The organism is Novosphingobium jiangmenense, assembly GCF_015694345.1.
GTDB lineage: Bacteria > Pseudomonadota > Alphaproteobacteria > Sphingomonadales > Sphingomonadaceae > Novosphingobium > Novosphingobium jiangmenense.
In genome coordinates this window covers 152,667-170,501 of sequence record NZ_JADQDC010000007.1, presented here as the reverse complement: position 1 = coordinate 170,501, position 17,835 = coordinate 152,667, and the positions used below count along the sequence as shown (strand labels likewise).

Below are 17,835 nucleotides of genomic sequence, written 5' to 3'. Positions count from 1 at the left end.
AATTCTGCTTTCCCAACTGACCTAGTTCAGGCAGTCAACCGCCTGGCCTCCCCGGCAAGGCAATATGGGAGGCAGAAATGAAGACTACGAAATTTGGGGAAGATCTACGTCGCAGCCTGATTGTCGGGGGTGCCTTGAGCGCTCTTGTGCTGGCACCTTGCCAAGCTTCAGCTCAGGAAGCCCAGTCTTCCGAGGCTCAGGGCGAAACTGGCCTCGCGGAGATCGTCGTTACGGCGCAAAAGCGTGCCGAAGGTCTGCAGAACACCCCGATCGCGATCACTGCTGTATCCGGAGATAATCTCTCGGCACGGGGTGCGTCGAACATTTCGAACCTTCAATCCATCACGCCCAACCTCGTCTTCGATACGACGGCCCCCGTTTCCGGGGTGTCATCGGGCGCGATCGTTTTCATTCGTGGCGTCGGGCAAACCGATTTTCAGCTGACCACCGATCCGGGGGTGGGCACCTACGTCGATGGGGTCTACATGGCTCGTTCGGTGGGCGGCGTACTCGATGTGCTTGACCTTGAGCGCGTCGAGGTGCTCCGCGGCCCACAGGGCACGCTTTTTGGCCGCAACACGATCGGCGGTGCGATCAGCTTGATCAGCAGGCGTCCAGCAGACAAGTTTGGCGTGAGAGCTGAGGCAACAGCCGGCAGTCGCAACATGTACAATGGCATGTTGACCGTCGACTTGCCGCTTTCTGACACCGTCAAGTCCAAGTGGGTCGGATCCTTCAGGCATCAGGATGGATATGTAAGGGGGTTGGCCGACTCCCGCCTTCTCGGCAACACGCAACGGTTTTCGCTTCGGGGCACCATCGAAGCGAAGCTTGGTTCGAATCTGACGGCTACCCTGTCTGGCGATTACGGTGAGGTGCACGAGCAGAACGCGGCCAGTAAGCTTGTCGGGATCTCCATCCTCGCGCCAGGTTCATCGACCCGGACCGACTATCGCTACAACGTGGCGACCGGTGGTGTCATCACGTCAACCACGACCGTGCCTCCCGGTGCGCCGACATTGACCTTCCTGCAAAACCTCACGCCCAATACATACGATGCTCGCTACATCACACCTAATCTCGATACGACCTTCGCGACGGGACCGAACGGTACCGCACTAAAGATCTGGGGCGGCTCGCTGACGCTGGCGCTTGATGTTGGGTTTGGCGAGCTCAAATCTATTACCGCATATCGCGAGACGTCTGGTCGCTTCTCGCGTGACGCTGATGGGTCGCCCTTCGCTGTCGCGCACACTCGAAACTCTGACTATGGGCAGAATCAGTTCAGCCAGGAGCTCCAACTCACCGGATCGGCATTGAACGACAAGTTAAAGTTCGCAAGTGGCCTGTACTACTTCGATGAAAACGGCCACGATATTCTGACCGTAGATTTGCCGGTTCTTTTCGGAACGGTGAATAACTACGCATACGTCAACAACAAGAGCTACGCCGCTTATGCTCAAGGCACATATGCTTTGACCGATGCCCTCTCTGTGACTGGCGGCGTTCGGTATACCAAGGACAAGAAAGCGTATCGAGTTCCGCTCAACGGCGGCGCGATTCTCAATGGCCCTGCGGCTGTGTTCGGACCAGTCGGAACGTTCACGCCTTTCTTCCCGGCCGGCACTTCACGTCAGACATTCGAAAACACGGCGTTCAAGGGGTCGATTGACTACAAGTTCGGGCCGCGCTCCCTGATCTATCTCAGCTATTCGCAAGGTTTCAAAAGCGGAGGGTTCAATACCCGTTACCTTGTCCCTGTACCGGCCGTGGTGCCCTTCGCGCCGGAGAAGTTGAACACTTGGGAAGCCGGAGCCAAGTGGGAAGGCCTCAACCGCCGCCTTCGCCTTAATGCCGCGGCATTCTGGTCTGATTACAAGAACATTCAGTTGGTGGTCTACGATTCCGGAGCGCCGTTAACCAGGAATGCAGGCTCAGCCCGAATCAAGGGTTTCGAACTGGAAGCCACAGCACTCCCACTGGACAGCCTCGAGCTGGGCTTCTCGGCAGGTTACACCGACGCAAAGTACCGCTCAGTTTTGCCGCTCAACCCACTTGTCGCAGCTGACCAGCAAGTGACCCTGAACAGCCGTCTTCCGAACACACCGGAATGGTCGATCAACGCATATGCGGCGCACACCCTGAAGGTTGGCAATTCGGGTGAGATCCGCAGCCGTGTCGACTGGTCGTATTCGAGCCTGGTCGAGAACGACTCCGTGAATTCGATCTTCCTCCGTCAGCCCGGTTATCACCTCATCAATGCGTCGATCGGGTATCATGATGTAGACAAGGGTTGGTCGATCACCGGCTTCGTCAAGAACCTGACCGATAAGCGCTACATCGTCAGCGGCGACTCCAACTTCGGAATTGGCTTCCATGAGGCCAACTTCAACCCACCCCGCGAATGGGGCGTGACCCTTCGCTACCAATACTAGGTCCGACAGGATCTAGGGGACGGCCGTCAGCGGGTCGGCCGTCCCACTTAAACCAAAATCAGAGGAAAAATCATGGCGAAGCCATTTGCGTCGTCGGCTGACATGTCGGCCAAAACCGAGACACTCGAGGTGCTGGATAATGGCGTCTATGCCTTGACGGCAGAGGGCGACCCGAATGTCGGCGCGATCGAAGGCGAGGATTTCCTCGTTTGCATCGAGGCGCGTGCGACCCCCGCGGCGGCGCGCGACTGGCTCACAAAGCTTCGTGAACACACGGATAAGCCAATCAAGTATCTCATACTGACTCACTATCATGCGGTTCGAGTTCTTGGTGCGAGTGCGTTCGATGCCGAGCAGATCGTTGCCAGTTCTGCCACGCGCGACCTCATCGAGGAGCGAGGTCTTCAGGACTGGGCTAGCGAGTTCGGGCGGATGCCTCGTTTGTTCAAGGAGCCCGATGGGATCCCGGGGCTCACGCGCCCGACGAAGGTCTTCGACGAACATATGCGTATTGGTCTTGGCGGCGACCGCGGACACATCGACCTGCATTTCTGCGGGCGGGGCCATACAGCGGGCGACATCGTCGTATGGCACGAGAAGTCAAGAACACTATTCGCGGGCGACCTCGTGGAAGCTGAGGCGGCATTGTACACTGGTGACGCCTTCCATTTTGACTGGTCTGCCGGAACGCTCGACCGAGTGAAATCCTTCCGGCCGGAAAATCTGGTCGGCGGCCGTGGCGCAGTCGCGCGTGGTGCGACAGCCTGCGACGCAGCGATTGAGCAAACCCGTGACTTCCTGAAGTCTATGATTGAGCACACCGGTGCCGTTCACAAGCGTGGCGGAACACTTAAGGACGCGTTCCTGGCATGCCATGCTGCGCTTGAACCAAAGTTCGGCCGCTGGCCGATTTTCGAGCATTGCCTCCCGTTCGATGTCAAGCGGCTGTGGGACGAATTCGAAGGTAAGGACTGGCCAGAAATCTGGACTATGGATCTAGATCGGCTGGTTTGGGCACAGTTGCAGGACTAAGGTCGGTGGCTCGTCCTTCATCCACGATCGAAACACGCGGCAATGTGCGTGTTTGGCGCTCAATCCAACCAACCCCTGTGCCAAAGCCCACTCACAAGGGTGAGCACCGGGTGGTTATCGTTGGGACCGGCCCTGTCGGACTGGCTCTGGCGATAGATTTGGGGCAGCGCGGTCACGAAGTGCTTGTGATTGGCAAATTCGATTTCATTCCCGACGGTTCAAAGGCGATCTGCTTCTCCAAGCGCTCGCTTGATATCCTAGACCGCCTCAAGGTCGGAGGACAGGCCGTTGAACGTGGTGTGACATGGAACGTCGGTAAGGTGTTCTGGAAGGACAGCAGAGAACCGATTTATCAGTTTGATCTGTTGCCAGTTAAAAACCAGAAAATGCCGGGTTTCATCAATCTCCAGCAATATTATCTCGAAGATTTGTTGATCGGACGGATCAGTGAGTTGCCCAATGTCGAAGTGCGATGGGGCCACGAGGTTACTGATGTCAGCACCTCAGCCAGCGGAGCGAAAATTGGGGTCAAGGCCGAAGGTGGCGACTATGAGATCACATGTGAATGGCTAGTCGCTTGCGACGGCAGCAAAAGCACCATTCGCAACAAACTTGACCTGGATTTCGAGGGACGCGTCTTTGAGGACAATTTCCTCATTGCCGATGTCCGCATGAAGGGGGATTTCCCTGCCGAGCGCTGGTTTTGGTTTGACCCGCCGTTCAATCCCGGAAAGTCGGTCCTTTTGCATAAGCAGCCAGACGACATCTGGCGGATCGATTTCCAACTTGGCTGGGATATCGACCGGGAAGCTTGCATCCGCCCGGAGAACGTCAACCCGCTGGTGAAGGCCATGCTCGGCGCCGATGTTGAATTCGAACGCGAATGGTACAGCGTCTACACATTCCAATGCCGGCGGATGGCGCGGTTCGTGCACGGCAGGGCGATCTTCGCAGGCGATAGCGCCCATCTCGTCTCCCCATTTGGTGCGCGAGGCTGCAATGGTGGGCTCGCGGATATCGACAATCTCGGTTGGAAGCTGGATCTTGTGCTGCGCGGTGATGCGCCGGAAGAATTCCTCGAGACCTATAACATTGAAGCGATCACCACCGCAGATGAGAATATTCTCAACTCGACGCGCTCCACCGACTTTCTGACGCCCAAAAGCGCAGTGAGCACTGCATTCCGGGACGCCGTTCTGGATTTGGCTGGCGTGTCAGATTTTGCACGCGCCTTCGTGAACTCTGGGCGGCTTTCAACCGCCGTGGGCTACCCGGATGGTCCGTTGAATTCCCCGGATGAAGGGGATTGGTTGGGTGGCGTAGCATCTGGATACCCGGTCATTGACGCACCTCTCGACGAAGGTTGGCTGTTGGAGAAGCTTGGGGGCCGCTTCGTAATCTTGAGCAACGGCGGGCAATTTGACCCTCCCCTTGGTGTCGATCACATCGATCTAGCAGCGCGGACCAACGCTCGAATCGCCATCGAAAGGTTAGATCTGCGGCCAGGGTCAGCTTATCTGATCCGCCCTGATCAGTATGTGGCAGCCAGGTTTCGGACACCAGACGCGGACAATCTTACAGCGGCGCTGAAGCGATCAAGCCAGGGAGTGAGCGCGTGAGCGAGGCGAACATCCTTAGCACGGCGGACGCCGATACGATCTACGCGCAGCTGATAGATCTGCACCGAGGCCGATCGGATGCGGAGAGCCTCAGGCTGAATGCGCGCCTGATTCTGCTGCTCATCAACCAGATTTCTGATGTTGAGACTGTGCTGAAGCTAATCGCTTCAGCGGAATTCGACACAATGACGGGAGAAATTGCCTCGTGACCGCTCCATTCGCCCTTCAGCGGATTCACCATGTCGCATATCGATGCCGAGAGGCTAAGGAGACTGTTTCGTTCTACGAGCGCGCACTCGGGATGCGATACACAAACGCGTTCGCCGAAGACTATGTCCCTTCGACAGGTGAGTTTGACCCATACATGCACGTGTTTCTCGATTGCGGCGGAGGCAACGTGCTGGCGTTTTTCGAGCTCCCCAATCAGCCCCAGATGGGGCGCGATGAGAACACCCCCGCCTGGGTTCAACATCTAGCGTTCGAAGTCCAGGATGAAGCCGCCCTTCTGGCTGCGAAAACCCACTTGGAGGGTCTTGGTATCGAGGTCTTGGGACCGACGTACCATGGCATATTCCGTTCGATCTACTTCTTCGATCCGAACGGGCATCGGCTTGAGCTCGCCTGCAACATCGGCAGTGCGGATCAGTATGCGGAGCTGGAGCGCCTAGCGCCAATCATGCTGCAGGAATGGAGCGTCACCAAGCGAGCGCCCAAGCATGCTTCTTGGCTTCATCAGGAAGGGGCGGTCGCATGAAGCTCGGCTCACTCAAGGGCGGGAGAGATGGTCGGCTGGTCGTCGTGTCTGACGATTTGGTTTGGTGCGTCAGCGCCGAGACAATCTGTCCGACACTGCAGGCAGCGATCGAAAACTGGGAATTGATCGAACCAAGACTTCTGGACCTTTCACTGGCCCTTGAAGCTGGTACCATTGAACGGTCGCGGTTTGATGATCAGGCGGTTTCCTCCCCACTACCGCGGGCTTATCAATGGGCCGATGGCAGTGCTTATGTGAACCACGTCGCGTTGGTGCGGCAGGCGCGGTCTGCCGCCATGCCTGAGAGCTTCTGGCATGACCCGCTAATGTATCAGGGCGGCTCTGACGCCTTTTTGGGGCCCCGAGACCCAATACCTCTGGCAGACGAATGTTGGGGTTGCGACATGGAGGCCGAAATCGTCGTTGTAACGAACGATGTCCCTATGGGCATCGATCCCTATGCAGCACGCGATCATATCATTCTGGTCGGATTGACCAATGACGTTAGCCTGCGCGGTCTCATCCCCGATGAATTGGCGAAGGGTTTCGGGTTCTTTCAGTCAAAGCCGGCGAGTGCCTTTTCGCCAGTCTTTGTCACACCAGACGCCCTCGGGCCCATGTGGCGGGACGGCAAGCTCCATGGAATTCTGGAGGTTGACCTGAATGGTGCCCCATTAGGTCGGGCCAATGCAGGGATCGATATGACCTTCGACTTTGGGCGTTTGATTTCGCACGCAGCGAAGACAAGGAATCTTGCTGCTGGAACCATCATTGGCTCGGGCACTGTCTCTAATCGCGATGTCGATGGCGGGCCAGGGAAGCCAATCGCACAGGGCGGACTAGGCTACAGCTGCCTGGCCGAAGTGCGGACGGTAGAAACCATCATCCATGGTCGCCCACTTACTCCGTTCATGCGGTCTGGTGATCGCGTCAGGATCGCCATGAACGGTCCCGATGGCCGGTCGATATTCGGTGCCATCGAACAATCAGTCGCTTGATTGGAACAACAGGTCAGGAGCGCAGGCTGCTGACGATTGATCGCGTAGATCCAGAGAAGTTCAAAGCCGCCCGAAAGAAGGATTGAGCATGGAGGCTCCGGCCAATTTGGTTCAAACAGGTTTGCCGCCCATCGTGCTGCACGGCTACTGGCGTTCTGGCACCAGCTTTCGGACAAGATTAGCGCTTGAGTACAAGCGCTTGTCTTACATTCAGGTGGCGCACAATCTGCGGACCGGCCAGCAACGCGAGGCCAACTATCTCGCGTTGAACCCGATGGGCTTGGTGCCGACCGTTCAATGCGGAGATCGCATTTTCACGCAGAGCAGCGCGATAATCGAGTGGCTTGAAGAGGTATTTCCTTCGCCTGCCCTTCTTCCGCCCAAGCCACCTGCAAGGGCGATAGTGCGTGCCATGGCCATGACCATCGCATGCGATATCCATCCGCTGAACAATTTGCGGGTACTGAACGCGCTACGCAATCAATGCAACGCGAGCGCTGATCATGTGCAGAATTGGATGGAAACATGGATAAATGAGGGATTTACCGCGCTAGAGGCGATGATTGCGGAACATGGCGGCCAATATTGTTTTGGCGATCAGTTCACTATCGCCGATTGCCACTTGATCCCGCAGGTCTATTCCGCCGAACGGTATGGAGTCCCACTCGACAGCTACCCTAGGATCAGGGCTGTGGCTCTGTCAGCTCAGCCGCTAGACTGGGTTATCGCTGCGCATCCAGACAGTCAGCATGACCGAGATCTGGCACAGTGAACAAGGTCTACCCGGATGCCACGGCCGCGCTCGATGGCCTCTTGCGCGATGGCCTGCTGATCGCCTGCGGTGGCTTCGGCCTGTGCGGCATCCCCGAGCGGCTGCTCGACGCGATCCGCGACAGCGGGGTGAAGGAGCTGACCTTCGCCAGCAACAACGCCGGGATCGACAACGAGGGCATCGGCAAGCTGCTGCGCACGCGGCAGGTCCGGAAGATGATCGCCAGCTACGTCGGCGAGAACAAGGAGTTCGAGCGGCAGTACCTCGCCGGCGAGCTCGAGGTGGAATTCTGCCCCCAGGGCACGCTGGCCGAGCGGATGCGCGCGGGCGGTGCCGGCATCCCCGGCTTCTATACGAAGACCGGCGTCGGCACGCTGGTGGCCGAGGGCAAGGAAGTGAAGAATTTCGACGGCCAGGACTTTATCCTGGAGCGCGGGATCTTCGCCGACCTGTCGCTGGTCAAGGCGTGGAAGGCGGACGAGACCGGCAACGTCGTGTTCCGCAAGACCGCGCGCAACTTTAACGTCCCCGCCGCGACGTGCGGTAAGGTCTGCGTGGTCGAGGTCGAGGAGATCGTTACCACAGGCAGCCTCGATCCCGACGCGATCCACCTGCCGGGCGTCTACGTCCAGCGCCTGATCGTGGGCGCGCCCTATGTCAAGAAGATCGAGTTCCACACCGTGCGGCAGAAGGAGACCGCGTGATGGGCTGGACTCGCGATCAAATGGCCGCCCGCGCCGCGCGCGAACTTCAGGACGGCTTCTATGTGAACCTCGGCATCGGCATCCCGACGCTGGTGGCGAACCACATTCCCGCAGGCATGACCGTCACGCTGCAGAGCGAGAATGGCATGCTCGGCATCGGGCCCTTCCCGTTGGAGGGCGAGGAAGACCCCGACCTCATCAACGCGGGCAAGCAGACGATCAGCGAACTGCCGCATTCGGCCTATTTCGACAGCGCGCAGAGCTTCGCGATGATCCGCGGAGGGCACATCGACCTGACCGTCTTGGGCGCGATGGAAGTGGCCGAGAACGGCGACATCGCCAACTGGATGGTGCCCGGCAAGATGATCAAGGGCATGGGCGGCGCGATGGATCTCGTAGCGGGTGTCCGGAAAATCATCGTCGTGATGGAGCATTGTGCCAAGGACGGCAGCCCGAAGTTCGTTCGAAGGTGCACCCTGCCGCTAACTGGTACGAACGTCGTCGACATGATCGTGACCAATTGGGCGGTGTTTGAGCGCCCCGATCACAGTTCATTCTTCAGGCTGGTCGATTTAGCTCCTGGGGTGACTATGGAACAATTGATTGCGTACACGCCTGCCAATTTTTCAAATGGCTGATTGTGGCGGTGGAACTTCGACAACTCCGTTACGCGGTAATGACTGCAGATACTCAGAGCTTCTCGCGAGCAGCAGCCGCGCTAAATCTGAAGCAGTCAACCCTTAGCCGACGGGTCTTGCAGTTAGAGGAACAGCTGGGCATCAAACTTTTCGAACGTACCACCAGAGGTGCAGAGCCGACTGAAAACGGCCGTGTCTTCATCGAACAAGCGCGTCGCATCGTTACTGATGTCGACAACCTCCAGACCACAGCCCGCAACGTCAGCTATGGCCTGCAGGGACGAATAGCCGTCGGGTACTGCTCGCCATTGGCATCCGGCAACCTCAAGCTTGCGTTCACCGATTACCTGACCCGTTTTCCGGACGTCCAGTTCGACGGTATTGAAGCGGGTCCGGAAAAGCTCCTCCACGGATTGCAATCCAGGACGATCGACGTTGCCATCGCGCCCATTGGCGTCGTCGATTCCGGCGTTAAGTCTCGCCCGTTATGGTCGGAGCGATTGTTTGCCGTTCTGCTGCCCGACCATGCCCTGGCAGAGCGAGAGCGGATTTACTGGCAGGACCTGCGCAGAGAGGTGTTCGTAGTTCCAACCGCCGGAGTTGGTCCGATCTTGGGCTATCTACTTTCCGCGCGCCTCACCGAGCAAGGCTATCGGCCAGCCATCATATACCAGGATACAAGCCTTGAGAGCGTATTGAGCATGGTTACGGCCAAACGCTTCATCACGATAGCCACCGAAGCTTCGCAGGGCATCGCCTGGCCGGAGCTCAGGTTCCGCGAGATCTATGACCCTGTGGGGCCTGCCCGGCTAGAATATGCGCTCTATTGGCGCGATGATAATGGAAACCCGGCATTGCAGCGCTTTTTCAAACTGATCGAGGAGCGCTACCCAGGCTGAGCCGAGCGGCGGGATTTCGCGAAGCTTCGGTCGGTTGCAATGAACCGCTCGATCATCGGCGCGATCAATCGCTCGGGGGCCGGCGCACCTCTGGCTTCGCCGCCATTCAGGACGGCGGCATAGGCCAGCAGTTCCCGGTGCAACCGTGCCGACACCTCGACCGTCAGCCTCACTGGCTTCTCGTCCGCAAGGTCGGACAGCTTTAGCCGCGTCATTGCCCGCCTCCCAGCACCAGGTCGCGGGTCACTAGCACACGCACCGGAAAGCCGGGCCGGATCGTCAGGGTCGGACGCACATTGAGTTCGCGGCTGACAATCTGTTCGCCGGCGCGGGTTATGCTGTCCTTCGTGCCGCGCCGGACGGCGCGGGTCAGATCGCTGTCGTTGCCAGCCCCCATTTCCGAACCAGCGCCGAGCAATGTTGAAACCAGCGCAGCCTTGAACACGCTGCCCCAGTGGTAGTCGGTCCCATCCTGGAGGCCGGCGAAGCCGGAGGGATCGGAGGCGGGTTGGCGTTCGAGCACGATCGAGCGTCCATCTGGCAGGATCAGCCGGTTCCAGGCGAGCAGCACCCGGCTCTGCCCGAATGCGACATCGGCGTCGTAGTCTCCGATCAGACGCGACCCTTGGGGGATCAGCAGGACACGCCCGGTCGGGCTGTCGTAAACATTCTGCGTTACCTGCGCGGTGACGAACCCGGGGAGATCCGAACGGATTCCGGTGATGAGTGCCGCCGGAATGACCGAGCCAGCCTGCAGGATCGACGCGGCGGCGAGCCCCGTCAGTCGCTCGCCAGAAACGGTGCGCCGGTCGCTGGTCCGATCGAGAAAGGCCTGCTTGCGCACGGCCTCAGTCTGCGGTGCGGCTGATGGCGTCGCAGCTGGTAGATTTGGCTCGGGGGCGGCGGCGGCCATAGCTGCGCTCGAGGTGCTGCCGCCAAAGAACAGACGGCTGCCGCGCGCGGCTTCGCGTTCCTGCACCATGCGCTGGCGGGCAACATCGGCGGTCGCAACCGGCGGGTTCGGCGGCAAAGCCCCGGCAGGCGGCAGCGCGGCAATGTCGCCGCGCCGCTGCGCATCAAGGATTGGACGCCCGAGATCGCCCGGCAGAGGCGGACCCAGCTTGGGGACCTGGCCATAGTCCTTGGGCGCATCTGCAAGGCTGTCGGCAACCGCAGGCTTGTCGGTGTTATAAAGCTCGGTGTTGTCCTTCCGCCCCTGCGGCTGCAGCGCATAGATCAGCGCGCCTCCGACGACGGCAAAGCCGCAGGCAGACGCAATGCCGATCGCCTTGCGCGACAGCCGCATCACGCGCGGAGGATCGCCGCGAAGCCGGACCGCATGCTCCGGGTCGGCCGATGCAGGTTCGGTGCCCTCGTTGACGGCCAGATCGGTCATGCCCGCCTCCGCCGATTGACCGTGATCCGCACGGTCTGCTGACCCTTGCGGCCGCCAAGCCGCAGTTCGGCGGCGGCAAACAGGCGGTCGACGATCATGTAGCGGCCGGCGACCCGGTAGTTCACGAGCTCGGCTTCACCCTTCGCGCCGATCACGAACAGGGGCGGCAATTCGCCCTGTGCGACGCTTTCCGGAAATTCGACGAAAACGCGGACGCCGTCATCGAAGGCGCGCAGCGGGCGCCAGTCCGGCCGGTCGCCATCTATCGTGTAGCGGAAGTTGAGGCTGGCGAGGTCGAGGCCTGCGGCGACGGGCGCGGCGCGCTCGGCTTCAGCGCGGGCGAGGCGGAGCGCGATAAGCTGGTCCTGCGGATAGGTCCAAGAGACCGAGGCCATGTAGACCGAGGGGTTGGCGCGAAGTTCGAGGTGATAGGTGCGCCGGTCCGTATTGATCACGAGGTTGGTGGCGATGTCGGGACGTATCGGCTTGACCAGGATGTGGACGCGGGCCGTTGTGCCGATGCCGCTGACCGTATCGCCGATCATCCAGCGCACCGTGTCGCCCGCTGCGACAGGCCCCGATCCAACCAGTTGCTCGCCCTCCTGCAGGGCGATGTCTGTGACCTGCCCGGGCTTGGCGTAGACCTGATAAAGCGCCCCCTCGGTCCAGGGATAAAGCTGGATCGCGTTGAGGAAGCCGGTGCGCTCGGGCTGGATCCGGGCTGCTTCATTCGCCGCTCCCACCCTGTCCCGCGGCGCGGGGCGAGCCTGGGATGGATGGGAGCGGCCCGCGGCGGTGGGGGCAGCCGCCGGCGGAAGGGATTTGAGTTGACCGGGCAGCGGAAGCGGCACCGGGATCGCGACAATCTGCGGTTCGGGCGAGTTGGCCTGCGAGCCGGCACCCGCCACGGCAGGATCCTGCGCCAGCGCAGGCGCGGCGAGCGCCGTGCTCGCTGCGAGCACGGCCACGAGGGCACGGCGTGCCCCGCGAGCATTTGCAATCATGATCCAAGTTCCTTCGACCAGTTGATGGCGTTGACGAAGATGCCGAGCGGGTTCTTGCGAACGGCATCGGGGGTGCGCGGGGGCTGGACGACGATCGAGAGGATCGCGGTCCAGCGGCTCGTGTCGGCAAGGCTGCCGTCTCGGTAACGGCGCTCAACCCAGGCGATACGGAAGCTCGTCGGCGAGGCCCGGATCACGCTGGTGACGTCGACGCCGACCTGTTCCTTGCCGATCAGGGCGAAGGGATCGTTGGTCCGCGCATAGTCATTGAGCGCAAGGGCGCCCTTGTCTGAGGCGAAGTCGTAAGCCCTGAGCCAGTTTTGCCGCACGACGATGGGGTCGTCCGGAATGGAGCGGACCTCCTCGATGAACCGCGCGAGATGGAACGCGATCTGCGGGTCATTGGGGGTGTAGGCGACGTCGGCGGGGGCAACGGCCTGCGCGGCTCCAAGCTTGTCGACCTCGACAACCCATGGAACGATCGAACCGCGTGCGCCCTGCCAGATGATCCCGCCGGTGAGACAAGTCGAAAGGCCGAGCGCGCCGAAGAAAGCGAGCCGCCAACTGCGTGCCTGGACCCGGGCGGAGCCGATGCGGTCATCCCAGACCTGCGTTGCGCGCTGGTACGGCGTTTCGGGTTCTGGCGTCCTGCCGTAACGGATGGAGGGGCGTCGAAACATGCCTGTCAGTCCTTTTCGCTAACGTCGATGGAAGCGCCGCCCCCGTGGCCGTCGCTGGCCTTCAGGGTGTGAGCCGCGATCGTGGCGCCGTGCGTCAGGGTCTGGCGGTCCTTCATCGCCTTGGCCCAGGCAGGCTGTCCCTGATCGGCGCCTTCCGGCGGCGTTGGCGGGGTGTTCGGTCCGGAGGTGATGCTGCCACCCATGTTGGTGACGGCGGCGCGGCTGCCGTCGCGGAACGACTGGCGCAGGGAACTGCCGGCATTGCGGAGCGGCGATGCCGCTGCACCAATGGCGGCCTCGCCGGCGGCTGCCATCCCAGACCCGACTGCTGCTGCACCGGACTTGCCGGCTGAGCCCATGGCATAAGCCATGGTCGCCCCGCCTGCGGCACGGGAGGTGCCTTGGGCAACGTTGGAGGCAGCGCTGGCCACGGCGCCGCCCGCAATGCGGGCGCCTGCGACCGCGCCCGCGGCCGCACCGCCAGCGAGCAGCGCGGTTCCGGCGGCGCCGCCTGCGCCCAGCTGCGGGCCGCCGGAAACGATGCCATTGGCGATGCCGGGACCGAAGATGCCGAGGCCGAGCAGAGCGAGGCTCGCGAGCACGATCGAGAGCGCGTCTTCGATGGTCGGCTCGCCAGTAATCGCGCTGGTGAACTCGGAGAAGATCGTTGAGCCGATCCCCACGATTACCGCGAGGACCAGCACTTTGATACCGGAGGAGATGACGTTTCCAAGAACGCGCTCGGCCATGAAGGCGGTCTTGCCGAACAGGCCAAAGGGGATGAGCACGAAGCCGCAGAGCGTAGTCAGCTTGAATTCGATGAGCGTGATGAACAGCTGGATCGAGAGGATGAAGAAGGCGATGATCACGATCGCCCACGCGACCAGCAGGATCACGATCTGGAGGAAGTTCTCGAAGAAGCTGACGAAACCCATGAGGTCCGAGATCGAATCCAGCAGCGGGTGCGCGGCATCGAGTCCGACCTGCGCGACCCGGCCCGGTTGCAGGAGTTCGGCGGTCGAGAAGCCCGTGCCGCTGGCCTTGAGACCCAGGCCTGCGAAGCTCTCGAAGATGATCCGGGCGAGGTTGTTCCAGTTGCCGATGATGTAGGCGAAGGCGCCGACGAACAGGGTCTTCTTGACGAGCCGGGCGATGACATCGTCGTTCTCGCCCCACGACCAGAACAGCGCCGCGAGCGTCACGTCGATGACGATCAGCGTGGTCGCGATGAACGCGACCTCGCCGTGGAGCAGGCCGAATCCGCTGTCGATGTAGCGGGAGAAGATGTCGAGGAAGCGGTCGACGACGCCGGTGCCACCCATGCTACTCTCCGATTCCAGGTTGGGATTGGGCGGATGCCGAGGCCATTGCGCTCGCCGACATGGTCCGATCAGGATCGCTCGGGGCTTGCCCCAGGAACCGCCGCCGCTTTTCTACCCAGGCGGCACGGCAAAGCGGGGGCGCAAGCGCCTGCTCGCCTGATGCCGCGCACTGTCGGAGCGTCGCGGGCAGCGGGTCCACCCTGGGCTCGACGGTCATGGCGATCTCGGGCGGGGGCGCCACAGGCTCTTCGCGCAGCTGGAGCGCGGTCATGGTGAGCGCGATGGCGACGAAAGCCACGGCTCCGATCCGCGCGAAGAGCTTGGTGTCCATCGGCTCAGTTCCGGAACATCTGGACAGAAGTTGCGACGTAGCCGCGGCCGGGCGTCAGAAACCGGCGCAGTTGTTCGCGGGCTTGCGCCTTGGCTGCAGCGCCGTTGGCGGCATCGAGCGTCTGCGCCCGGCCGAGCGCGGTGACGCTGGCGATGAGGTCGGCGAGCTGCTGCGACTGCACGGCGAGAAGCTGATTGCCGGCCTGGGCGGCCTGCAGCGCACCGGTCGCCGACTGGCTCGCGCTGACGAGATCGGTCACCGCGCTGCGCGTTCCCTCGATGTTGGCGACCGCGCCGGCCTGGACCTTGAGCGCGTCCTCGAAGGCGGCGACGCTGTTCTGCCAGCGGCTCTCGGCACCTTCGACCATCGCGCGCTGCGGCGCGGTCAGGTCCATGGACTTGTACTGGCGCGCGAACTCGGTCTGGATCTGCTGGACGTCGTAGGCCATCCGCTGCGCCTGGCCGAGCAGCTGCTGGGTCTGGCGGATCTGTTGTTGGAGCGGCGCGAGGACACTGGTCGGGAGGCTTGCGAGATTGCGCGCCTCGTTGATCAGCGACGTGGCCTGGTTCTGCAGCTGGCGGATCTGGTTGTTGATCTGCTCGAGCGTGCGGGCGGCGGTCAGCACATTCTGCGCGTAGTTGGTGGGATCGTAGACGATCCCGCCAAAGCCGAACTGCGCGTAGGCCGGCGCGGGCACCAGCGCCGTCGCGGTCAGCGATAGCAGCGCGGCGCCTGCCGCCATCGCATGGGAAAACCGGTGGGACTTCATGGTCATCACTCCTTCGGTTGGCCCGAAGGGGGATTGGGGCTTCGGGCTGGGGGAACGGATCGAGGGACGGGCAGCATGTCGGCGGCCCAGGCGAGGCCGCGATGGCGTAGCCACGCCCGCGCGAAACCGTCGGTGCCATTGGCCTCGGTCAGTTCGCTGATGGTCAGCTGATCGGTCTTCGAAGAGGTCGCCGTGAAGGCGAGCGCTATCTCGCCGAGACCCAGCTCGAACAGGCGATTGCCGCGGGCTGACTGGCAGTAATAGTCTCGCTTGGGCGTCGCCCGCGCGAGGATCTCGATTTGCCGGTCGTTGAGGCCGAACCGGCGGTAGATCGATAGGATCTGCGGCTCCACAGCGCGTTCGTTGGGCAGGAAGATGCGGGTGGGGCAGCTTTCGATGATGGCCGGCGCGATCGCGCTAGTCTCCACGTCTGCGAGGCTCTGCGTGGCGAAGACGACGCTGGCGTTCTTCTTGCGCAGCGTCTTCAGCCACTCGCGCAACTGCGCTGAGAAAGCGGGGCTGTCGAGCACGAGCCAGCCTTCATCGATGATGATCATTGTGGGTGATCCGTCGAGGCGGCCCTCGATGCGGTGAAACAGGTAGGAGAGCACGGCGGGCGCGGCGGCGGAGCCGGTCAGGCCTTCGGTCTCGAACGCCTGAAAGCGGGTCTTGCCGAGGTGTTCGACCTCGGCGTCGAGCAGCCGGCCGAAAGGACCACCAATGCAATAAGGCGCGAGCGCCTGCTTGAGCGCCTGCGACTGGAGGAGGACCGCGAGGCCCGTGAGCGTGCGCTCGGCAATGGGCGCCGTGCTGAGCGAGGTCAGCGCCGACCAGAGATGTTCCTTGGTGACCGGGTCGACGGTCACGCCCTCGGCGTTGAGGATCGCCTGTAGCCATTCTGCGGCCCAGTTGCGCTCTGCATGCTCGTTGATCCGCGCCAGCGGCTGCAACAGCACCACACCGGCGCTCTCGTCGGCAAGGCTGGAGCCCAGATCCTGCCAGTCGCCGCCGCAGGCGAGCGCCGCCGCGCGGATCGATCCGCCGAAATCGAAGGCGAAGACCTGTGCCTGGTCATAGCGCCGGAACTGGAGCGCCATGAGAGCCAGCAGCACCGACTTGCCGGCGCCGGTCGGGCCGACGATCAGCGTATGCCCGACGTCGCCGACATGGAGCGCGAAGCGGAACGGGGTCGAGCCATCGGTCCGGGCGTAGAAGAGCGGCGGCGCGCGGAAATGATCATCCCACTCCGGCCCGGCCCACACCGCAGAGAGCGGGATCATGTGGGCCAGGTTGAGGGTGGAGATCGGCGGCTGCCGGACATTGGCGTAGAGGTGGCCGGGCAGCGAGCCGAGCCAGGCTTCGATCGCGTTCATGCCCTCGGCGATCACGGTGAAATCGCGGCCCTGGATCACCTTCTCGACAAGCCGGAGCTTCTCGGCCGCGAGCGCGGGATCCGCGTCCCACACGGTGACGGTCGCGGTGACGTAGGCCTGCCCGACGTGATCCGCGCCGAGTTCCTGCAGCGCCGCATCGGCATCGGCGGCCTTGTTTGAGGCATCGCTGTCGACCAGCACCGAGGCCTCGTTGGTCATCACCTCCTTCAGGATCGCAGCGACCGACTTGCGCTTGGCGAACCACTGGCGCCGGATCTTGCCGAGCAGCTTGGCGGCGTCGGTCTTGTCGAGCATGATCGCCCGGGTGGACCAGCGATAGGCGAAAGCCAGGCGATTGAGTTCATCGAGGAGGCCAGGGAATGTGGCGCTCGGAAAGCCAACGACGGTCAGGGTGCGCAGGTGGGCGTGGCCGAGACGCGGCTCGAGCCCGCCGGTCAGAGGCTCATCGGCTAGCAGCGCGTCGAGGTGCATCGGGGTTTCCGGGACGCGAACCCGGTGGCTGCGGGTCGAGATGCAGCTGTGGAGGTAGGTCAGCGTTTCGCCGTCATCGAGCCAGCGAACTTCGGGGACAAAACCGTCGATCAGGCGCAGGAGCTGATCGGTCCGATCTGTGAAGCTATCGAGCAGATCGTGCGGGTTGATGCCCTTCTCGGCCTTGCCCTCGTAAAGCCAGCTTTCCGCGAGAGCCGCGTCTTCGGCCGGCGGCATCCAGCACAACGTGAGGAAGTAGGCGCTCTCGAAATGCGCACCTTCTTCGGCGAACTGCGCGGCGCGTTCCTCTTCGATCAAGGCCGAGACGGGGTCGGGGAAGTCGCTATCGGGGTAGTCCTGTGCGGGACGGCGCACCGCTTCCACGAAAATTGCCCAGCCCGACCCAAGGCGCCGGAGCGAACTGTTGAGCCGCGCAGTCGTCGCGATCAGTTCGGCGGGCGTGGCGCTGTCGAGGTCGGGACCGCGGAACCGCGCAGTCCGCTGGAAGCTGCCGTCCTTGTTGAGCACCACCCCGGGGGCGATCAGCGCCGCCCAGGGCAGGAAGTCAGCAAGCCGGTCAGCCTTGTTCCGGTATTCGCGAAGCGAAAGCATGGCTG

The 17,835-nt window shown here is 62.1% G+C and carries 18 protein-coding genes; 10 read left to right on the top strand and 8 right to left on the bottom strand.

Annotation, left to right across the window (positions count from 1 at the left end; genetic code table 11):
• Positions 1-77: 77 nt before the first annotated feature.
• From I2488_RS12030 to I2488_RS11985, 10 genes are all read left to right on the top strand, one after another.
• Positions 78-2,435, top strand: coding sequence for a TonB-dependent receptor (locus I2488_RS12030; RefSeq protein WP_196276050.1), 2,358 nt, complete (start codon positions 78-80; stop codon positions 2,433-2,435).
• A gap of 72 nt (positions 2,436-2,507) precedes the next feature.
• The gene (locus tag I2488_RS12025; protein WP_196276049.1) at positions 2,508-3,467 is read left to right on the top strand and encodes an MBL fold metallo-hydrolase; all 960 of its coding nucleotides are present in this window, start codon (positions 2,508-2,510) and stop codon (positions 3,465-3,467) included.
• Between the two features lie 5 nt (positions 3,468-3,472).
• Positions 3,473-5,086: an FAD-dependent oxidoreductase gene (locus I2488_RS12020; protein ID WP_343071058.1), complete on the top strand. Its 1,614-nt coding sequence runs from the start codon at positions 3,473-3,475 to the stop codon at positions 5,084-5,086.
• Complete coding sequence (locus I2488_RS12015; protein ID WP_196276048.1) at positions 5,083-5,295, top strand: DUF2783 domain-containing protein; 213 nt, start codon at positions 5,083-5,085, stop codon at positions 5,293-5,295. Before I2488_RS12020 ends, I2488_RS12015 begins: the two co-directional genes overlap by 4 nt.
• A complete protein-coding gene (locus I2488_RS12010; RefSeq protein ID WP_196276047.1) occupies positions 5,292-5,840 on the top strand; it encodes a VOC family protein in 549 nt (182 codons plus the stop codon). Before I2488_RS12015 ends, I2488_RS12010 begins: the two co-directional genes overlap by 4 nt.
• Positions 5,837-6,838, top strand: coding sequence for a fumarylacetoacetate hydrolase family protein (locus tag I2488_RS12005; RefSeq protein ID WP_196276046.1), 1,002 nt, complete (start codon positions 5,837-5,839; stop codon positions 6,836-6,838). The genes I2488_RS12010 and I2488_RS12005 overlap by 4 nt, the downstream gene beginning before the upstream one ends.
• A gap of 88 nt (positions 6,839-6,926) precedes the next feature.
• Positions 6,927-7,610 (top strand): maleylacetoacetate isomerase, encoded by a 684-nt coding sequence (maiA, locus tag I2488_RS12000; protein ID WP_196276045.1) that lies wholly within the window; start codon positions 6,927-6,929, stop codon positions 7,608-7,610.
• Positions 7,607-8,314, top strand: a complete 708-nt coding sequence (locus tag I2488_RS11995) for a 3-oxoacid CoA-transferase subunit A (protein WP_196276044.1) — start codon at positions 7,607-7,609, stop codon at positions 8,312-8,314. The genes maiA and I2488_RS11995 overlap by 4 nt, the downstream gene beginning before the upstream one ends.
• Positions 8,314-8,952, top strand: coding sequence for a CoA transferase subunit B (locus I2488_RS11990; protein WP_196276095.1), 639 nt, complete (start codon positions 8,314-8,316; stop codon positions 8,950-8,952). Before I2488_RS11995 ends, I2488_RS11990 begins: the two co-directional genes overlap by 1 nt.
• 2 nt (positions 8,953-8,954) lie before the next feature.
• The gene (locus I2488_RS11985; RefSeq protein WP_196276043.1) at positions 8,955-9,851 is read left to right on the top strand and encodes a LysR substrate-binding domain-containing protein; all 897 of its coding nucleotides are present in this window, start codon (positions 8,955-8,957) and stop codon (positions 9,849-9,851) included.
• On the opposite strand, the gene I2488_RS11980 is transcribed toward I2488_RS11985, so the two are convergent.
• The 8 genes from I2488_RS11980 to trbE are packed head-to-tail and all read right to left on the bottom strand — an operon-like array spanning position 9,839 to position 17,830.
• The gene (locus I2488_RS11980) at positions 9,839-10,066 is read right to left on the bottom strand and encodes a DUF2274 domain-containing protein (RefSeq protein ID WP_196276042.1); all 228 of its coding nucleotides are present in this window, start codon (positions 10,064-10,066) and stop codon (positions 9,839-9,841) included. The two genes, I2488_RS11985 and I2488_RS11980, sit on opposite strands and share 13 nt — an antisense overlap.
• Positions 10,063-11,247, bottom strand: a complete 1,185-nt coding sequence (locus I2488_RS11975; RefSeq protein WP_196276041.1) for a TraB/TrbI/VirB10 family type IV secretion system protein — start codon at positions 11,245-11,247, stop codon at positions 10,063-10,065. The genes I2488_RS11980 and I2488_RS11975 overlap by 4 nt, the downstream gene beginning before the upstream one ends.
• Positions 11,244-12,251 (bottom strand): P-type conjugative transfer protein TrbG, encoded by a 1,008-nt coding sequence (gene trbG, locus I2488_RS11970; RefSeq protein ID WP_196276040.1) that lies wholly within the window; start codon positions 12,249-12,251, stop codon positions 11,244-11,246. The genes I2488_RS11975 and trbG overlap by 4 nt, the downstream gene beginning before the upstream one ends.
• Positions 12,248-12,931 carry a conjugal transfer protein TrbF gene (trbF, locus tag I2488_RS11965; RefSeq protein WP_196276039.1) on the bottom strand — a complete coding sequence of 228 codons (684 nt, stop codon included), beginning with the start codon at positions 12,929-12,931 and terminating at the stop codon, positions 12,248-12,250. Before trbF ends, trbG begins: the two co-directional genes overlap by 4 nt.
• A gap of 5 nt (positions 12,932-12,936) precedes the next feature.
• On the bottom strand, positions 12,937-14,253 hold the full coding sequence (gene trbL, locus I2488_RS11960; RefSeq protein WP_196276038.1) for a P-type conjugative transfer protein TrbL: 1,317 nt from the start codon (positions 14,251-14,253) through the stop codon (positions 12,937-12,939).
• A gap of 1 nt (position 14,254) precedes the next feature.
• Positions 14,255-14,584 carry a putative entry exclusion protein TrbK-alt gene (trbK-alt, locus tag I2488_RS11955; protein WP_196276037.1) on the bottom strand — a complete coding sequence of 110 codons (330 nt, stop codon included), beginning with the start codon at positions 14,582-14,584 and terminating at the stop codon, positions 14,255-14,257.
• A gap of 4 nt (positions 14,585-14,588) precedes the next feature.
• A complete protein-coding gene (gene trbJ, locus I2488_RS11950; RefSeq protein ID WP_196276036.1) occupies positions 14,589-15,353 on the bottom strand; it encodes a P-type conjugative transfer protein TrbJ in 765 nt (254 codons plus the stop codon).
• Positions 15,354-15,358: 5 nt separating this feature from the next.
• Complete coding sequence (trbE, locus tag I2488_RS11945; RefSeq protein ID WP_196276035.1) at positions 15,359-17,830, bottom strand: conjugal transfer protein TrbE; 2,472 nt, start codon at positions 17,828-17,830, stop codon at positions 15,359-15,361.
• Positions 17,831-17,835: the final 5 nt, after the last annotated feature.

Excerpts from the sequence above, each read along its gene's own strand:
- I2488_RS12030 (WP_196276050.1), top strand. The coding sequence starts at position 78 with ATGAAGACTACGAAATTTGGGGAAGATCTACGTCGCAGCCTGATTGTC.
- I2488_RS12025 (WP_196276049.1), top strand. The coding sequence starts at position 2,508 with ATGGCGAAGCCATTTGCGTCGTCGGCTGACATGTCGGCCAAAACCGAG.
- I2488_RS12005 (WP_196276046.1), top strand. The coding sequence starts at position 5,837 with ATGAAGCTCGGCTCACTCAAGGGCGGGAGAGATGGTCGGCTGGTCGTC.
- maiA (WP_196276045.1), top strand. The coding sequence starts at position 6,927 with ATGGAGGCTCCGGCCAATTTGGTTCAAACAGGTTTGCCGCCCATCGTG.
- I2488_RS11990 (WP_196276095.1), top strand. The coding sequence starts at position 8,314 with ATGGGCTGGACTCGCGATCAAATGGCCGCCCGCGCCGCGCGCGAACTT.
- I2488_RS11980 (WP_196276042.1), bottom strand. The coding sequence starts at position 10,066 with ATGACGCGGCTAAAGCTGTCCGACCTTGCGGACGAGAAGCCAGTGAGG.
- I2488_RS11975 (WP_196276041.1), bottom strand. The coding sequence starts at position 11,247 with ATGACCGATCTGGCCGTCAACGAGGGCACCGAACCTGCATCGGCCGAC.
- trbG (WP_196276040.1), bottom strand. The coding sequence starts at position 12,251 with ATGATTGCAAATGCTCGCGGGGCACGCCGTGCCCTCGTGGCCGTGCTC.
- trbF (WP_196276039.1), bottom strand. The coding sequence starts at position 12,931 with ATGTTTCGACGCCCCTCCATCCGTTACGGCAGGACGCCAGAACCCGAA.
- trbL (WP_196276038.1), bottom strand. The coding sequence starts at position 14,253 with ATGGGTGGCACCGGCGTCGTCGACCGCTTCCTCGACATCTTCTCCCGC.
- trbK-alt (WP_196276037.1), bottom strand. The coding sequence starts at position 14,584 with ATGGACACCAAGCTCTTCGCGCGGATCGGAGCCGTGGCTTTCGTCGCC.
- trbJ (WP_196276036.1), bottom strand. The coding sequence starts at position 15,353 with ATGAAGTCCCACCGGTTTTCCCATGCGATGGCGGCAGGCGCCGCGCTG.
- trbE (WP_196276035.1), bottom strand. The coding sequence starts at position 17,830 with ATGCTTTCGCTTCGCGAATACCGGAACAAGGCTGACCGGCTTGCTGAC.